The organism is Zoogloea sp. (assembly GCF_017302315.1).
Taxonomy (GTDB): Bacteria; Pseudomonadota; Gammaproteobacteria; order Burkholderiales; family Rhodocyclaceae; genus Zoogloea.
This window is the reverse complement of record NZ_JAFLDT010000150.1, coordinates 1-4,435: the sequence shown is the minus strand read 5'-3', so window position 1 is coordinate 4,435 and position 4,435 is coordinate 1. Positions and strand designations below refer to the sequence as shown.

General features: G+C 67.5%; 4 protein-coding genes and 1 pseudogene. 1 reads left to right on the top strand and 4 read right to left on the bottom strand.

The window, feature by feature from the left end:
* Positions 1-1,540: U32 family peptidase (locus J0L98_RS21270; protein ID WP_296414227.1), on the bottom strand; the 1,540-nt coding region annotated here is incomplete at its 3' end.
* A 159-nt stretch (positions 1,541-1,699) separates the two neighbouring features.
* Between J0L98_RS21270 and J0L98_RS21265 the strand changes: the two genes are divergently transcribed.
* The gene (locus J0L98_RS21265; RefSeq protein ID WP_296414226.1) at positions 1,700-1,903 is read left to right on the top strand and encodes a SlyX family protein; all 204 of its coding nucleotides are present in this window, start codon (positions 1,700-1,702) and stop codon (positions 1,901-1,903) included.
* Here J0L98_RS21265 and J0L98_RS21260 read toward each other — a convergent pair.
* The 3 genes and pseudogenes from J0L98_RS21260 to J0L98_RS21250 all read right to left on the bottom strand — a co-directional run.
* Complete coding sequence (locus tag J0L98_RS21260) at positions 1,900-3,177, bottom strand: adenylate/guanylate cyclase domain-containing protein (protein ID WP_296414225.1); 1,278 nt, start codon at positions 3,175-3,177, stop codon at positions 1,900-1,902. The genes J0L98_RS21265 and J0L98_RS21260 overlap by 4 nt on opposite strands.
* A gap of 96 nt (positions 3,178-3,273) precedes the next feature.
* On the bottom strand, positions 3,274-3,966 hold the full coding sequence (locus J0L98_RS21255; protein ID WP_296414224.1) for a type II secretion system protein: 693 nt from the start codon (positions 3,964-3,966) through the stop codon (positions 3,274-3,276).
* An 18-nt stretch (positions 3,967-3,984) separates the two neighbouring features.
* Positions 3,985-4,435, bottom strand: a pseudogene (locus J0L98_RS21250) (hypothetical protein); the annotation flags it as partial.

Here is a 4,435-nt window from a genome sequence, read left to right as displayed (position 1 = left end):
GCGCGAGGCGCGGCAGGGCTGCCAGGCGGGCGGCTTCGAGCCGCTCCACTGCGTCCCGGCGCATGGCGTTGATGGCGCCGGCGGGGAGGAAGCACGGCGCGGACAGCTGCAGGTCGATGCGGCCCGCGGCGAAAATCGTCGCCCCCAGTTTGCCAAGGCTGTCCTTCAGGCCGCCCAGGGCGCGTTCGGCATCCTTGGCGGGCTCCTTGGCGTGGGGCAGGCGGACGCTGGCCGATATGCCGGTTTCGTCGGTGAGGGTGAGGGCGAAGCCGTCGGCGGTTTCGGCGAACAGCATGTCCACGGTGATGCGGCGTTCGGCAGACTTCTTCTCAAGCATGCGCTCGAATTCATGGTCCCGGTTGCGGAACAGGCCGCTGCCCGGGAAGAGATCGGGCGGCACGGGCTCGGCGGTGTGCACACGGAAGTCCTCGCCGATCTTCTCGGCGCGGTTCACCCGCAGGCCGACCAGTTTGCCCTTGCGGTCGTAGAAGCTGAGGCCGTCGCCGTTGTGCAGCTCGACTGCGCTTGTTGTGTCGAAGTGACGGCGCTGCTTGCCGTCCAGGCGGATCACACTGCCCACCGGCTCGCCGACGAACTTGGGCGAATCGAAGGCGCCGATGTCGGCGGTCCGGCCATTCACGAAGTAGTCGGTGGCGCCCCGGTTGAAGGTCTTGTCGGCCAGGGGCTGGAACAGGAAGGTGCTGCGACCGGCGGAGGTGCGCGAGTACTCTGGCGCGTCCTCCATGATGCCGTCGAGGATCAGGCGGTAGTGGGCGGTGATGTTCTTGACGTAGGCCATGTCCTTGTAGCGGCCTTCGATCTTGAAGCTGGAAATGCCCGCGTCGGCCAGGGCGCGGATGTTGGCGCTCTGGTTGTTGTCCTTCATGGACAACAGGTGCTGGTTGCTGGCCACCAGGTTGCCGTCCTTGTCCGACAGGTCGTAGGGCAGGCGGCAGGCCTGGGAGCACTCACCGCGGTTGGCGCTGCGCCCGGTGTGGGCGTGGCTGATGTAGCACTGCCCCGAGAAGGCCACGCACAGGGCGCCGTGGATGAAGAACTCCAGGGTGCAGTCGGTGGCGGCGGCCACCTTCCTGATCTCGGTGAGGGTCATCTCCCGCGCCAGCACGATCTGCGAAAAGCCCACGTCCTGCAGGAAGCGCGCCTTCTCGGGGTGGCGGATGTCGGTCTGGGTGCTGGCGTGGAGCTGGATGGGCGGCAGGTCGAGTTCGAGCAGGCCCATGTCCTGGACGATCAGGGCGTCGGCGCCGGCTTCGTGGAGCTGGCGGATCAGGGCGGAGGCGCCGTCGAGCTCGGCGTCGTGGAAGATGGTGTTGCAGGTGACGAAGACCCGCGCCCCGAAGCGATGGGCATGGCGCGCCAGGCGCTCGATGTCGGCCACCGTGTTCTCGGCATTGGCCCGCGCCCCGAAGGCCGGACCTCCGATGTAGATGGCGTCGGCGCCGTGGTTGACCGCCTCGATGCCGATGTCCGCAGTGCGGGCCGGGGCGAGGAGTTCGAGCTGTTTGCGGGAATGGTTCATGGAGCGCTCTCGGGGTGGGTGTGCTGCTCGGGCGGCAGCTTGCAGCCCGGCATTATCCCCGGTAGCGCCGGGAGCGTCGACCATGCGCGGGAAAGCAAGGCTTGGCGCGGGGCCGGGGCGCTGGGACAATCCCGCTCTCACTCATACAAGGGCCGAAACATGGAATCCCGACTGATGGAAATCGAGATCAAGCTCGCCCTGACCGAAGACCTGGTGGATACCCTCAACCTCACCGTGCACCGTCAGCAGGAGCAGATCGATGCCCTGCAGCGCCAACTGGTGGCGCTGGCCAGGCAGTTGCAGTCATCCACACCCTCGGCCGAGGCGCGGGATCTGCGGGAAGAGATCCCGCCTCATTATTAGGCGGCTTCCGGCGGGCGCCGCCGTGCCGCGGGGGTGACAGCGAAGATGCGCGGGCTGCGCAGGCGATAGACCGGGACGTAGCCCTTGCCCTTCAGGAAGAGCAGCAGGGGCTTGGCGAAGACGAAGGTGTTGCGCAGCCGTTCGAACATCTGGCCGTCACACTGGATCACGCTGGGCTCGCCTTCGGTGCATAGACGGTAGGCCAGGTTGACAGTGTCGCCCCACAGGTCGTAGATGAATTTCCCCCGCCCCACCACGCCGGCCACGACGGGGCCGGAGGCGATGCCTATGCGCAGTTCGAGTTCGAGGCCGTCGGTGATGGCCGGGTCGCGCAGGGTGGATTGCATGGCGATGGCCAGGGATGCCGCGGCGGCGTGGGGTTCACGGGGGTGGGCGTTGAGGCCGCCGGCCACCATGTAGCCGTCGCCAATGGTCTTGATGCGCTCCAGGCCACGTTCTTCGGTGAGCTCGTCGAAACGGCAGAAGATCCGGTTGAGCAGCGCGAAGACTTTCTTCGGCGGCATGTCGCTGGCGATACGGGTGTAATTGACGATGTCGGCAAACATCACCACGACCTCGGGGTGTCCGTCGGCGATCGTTCCTGATTGCTCCTTGAGGCGTGCGGCGATGGGGGCCGGCAGGATGTTAAGCAGCAGGCGCTCGGAGCGCTCCTGTTCGCGGCGCAGCTGGCGGTGGGCGGCGGCCAGCCGGGCGCGGGTCTTGCCCCGCTGGCGCAGGGCGAAGCGCAGCAGCGGATAGAGCACGCCCGATACCAGTGCAACGTGAAGTGCCGTGAACAAGGGGCTGCCTGCCTGTGGGCCGAGGTGTGCGGACAGGGCGGTGAGGCCCAGAAACCCGATGAACCACAGGTTGGATGCCGGGTTGCCGACGGTCAGCAGGGCGCAGGCGGGGGCAATGACCGCCCACAGGGCCAGGCCCGAGGTGGCTGGGGAGGGGGTCAGGCCGAGCAGGCTGAACAGGGGGAAGAGCAGCATCAGCCCGAGCTGACTGCCCCGGTAGAGCGCAAAGCGCCGGTGCACCGGAAACAGGGCGTAGTTGAGCAGGATGAGGATCGGTACAAGACTGCCCCTGATCGCGGAAAAGCCCGGGTCGAACTGATGGGCGACGAGAAGCCAGAGCAGGGATGCAGGCCCGAAGATCAGGCTGGCAAGGTTCAGCAGGGACAGGCGCAGGCGCAGGTCTTCGTCGTCTTCCGGGTGCGTACCGGCATGGATCAGGCGACTGAGAAGGGCGAGAGACCGGACGACCGGCATGGCATGACCCGAATTGCTTGGACGGGCCCGAGTGTCATGCCGGTGGCGGATCCGGTCAAGAGGGGGTTTGTATCGCCAACGCAGCAGTGTGTGTCTTCAGGGAAGGCGGTTGGCGCCAATCAGGTGGTGGGCGATGAGGTTGGGGGAGATCCAGGTCACCCGGTCGTCGAAAGCGCCGCCCGGCGCGCCGGGGTTTTCCGACAGGTTGCGGCTCACGAACAGGCGGCCGTTGTCGTCGGTGTTGCGGGCTTCGTCGCTGCCGGGCTGCGGTGCGGGCAGCCGGTTGCCGTCGGCGCTCGTCGCGCCAAGACCATTCGGGCCGTGGGACAGGACGACCACCGGGGTCAGGCCGCCTGCGGTGGTGAGCTTGAGTTCGGCGCCATCCAGGTTGCGGGTGACGATCTCGATGGTCCCGTCGTCGACGCTGGTGATGTTTCGGGTGTACGCGGGCGTTATGGCATAGCGCAGGCGGTGTGACCATCCATCCACCCCCTGGATGCCCAGGGTTGCCCAGGGCAGCAGCCCCGCGTGCCGGGTGCAGGTGCTGCCGTTGCGATCCTCCGCGCCATCCTGGGGGCCCTTTGCGGGACAGGGGAAGTGGCCCTTGCGCAGGGCGTAACCCAGCAGGGTGTCACGGGCTTCGTCGAGGGCATCGTCGGTGGCCCTTTCCGCCCGGCGGGCAAGGTGGCTGGACAGTCCGGCGCTCAGGGTTCCGGCGAGCAGGCTGAGGATGAGCAGCACCACCGCCATTTCGACGAGGGTGAAACCGGGGCTGTTGCGGTGTTTCATGGTCGCGCGGGATCCAGTTCAGGGCAGGCACAGGGCGGCGTCGCGGGAGGCGGGCTGGTGCCGGTCGGTGGAGGAAACATCGATCCGGGCCGGCAGCGCACCGATTTGCCCCGCGGCCAGTGTGGCGAGGGTGGCCTCCTCCAGGTAGGCGTCTTTGCCCTGCTGCGCTGGCGGTTCAAGCCGGTGTTGGCTGTCCAGGCGTTCGCCGCCAAAGATCAGGGCGCCACGACAGGCTTGGCCGGCACCGGTCAGGCAGGTGCTGCCGTCATTGCAGCGGGCGTAGCGCATCATTCCGGCCCAGTTGGCGGCCGGGTCGCGTAGTTCCGGGTTACGGCAGGGCCCCTGGAGCCCGTCGGGCGCCGGCAGTTGACCGAGGCGCACGGGGCCGTGGTCTTCGCCGCCGACGGGGGGTGGAAGTTTGCTGGTGATCAGGCAGTCGGCCAGGGACTGAAAGACTTTCTGCAGGTGG

What these genes read in the sequence shown, in the direction of transcription:
- J0L98_RS21265 (WP_296414226.1), top strand. Translation starts at nt 1,700, where the DNA reads ATGGAATCCCGACTGATGGAAATCGAGATCAAGCTCGCCCTGACCGAA.
- J0L98_RS21260 (WP_296414225.1), bottom strand. Translation starts at nt 3,177, where the DNA reads ATGCCGGTCGTCCGGTCTCTCGCCCTTCTCAGTCGCCTGATCCATGCC.
- J0L98_RS21255 (WP_296414224.1), bottom strand. Translation starts at nt 3,966, where the DNA reads ATGAAACACCGCAACAGCCCCGGTTTCACCCTCGTCGAAATGGCGGTG.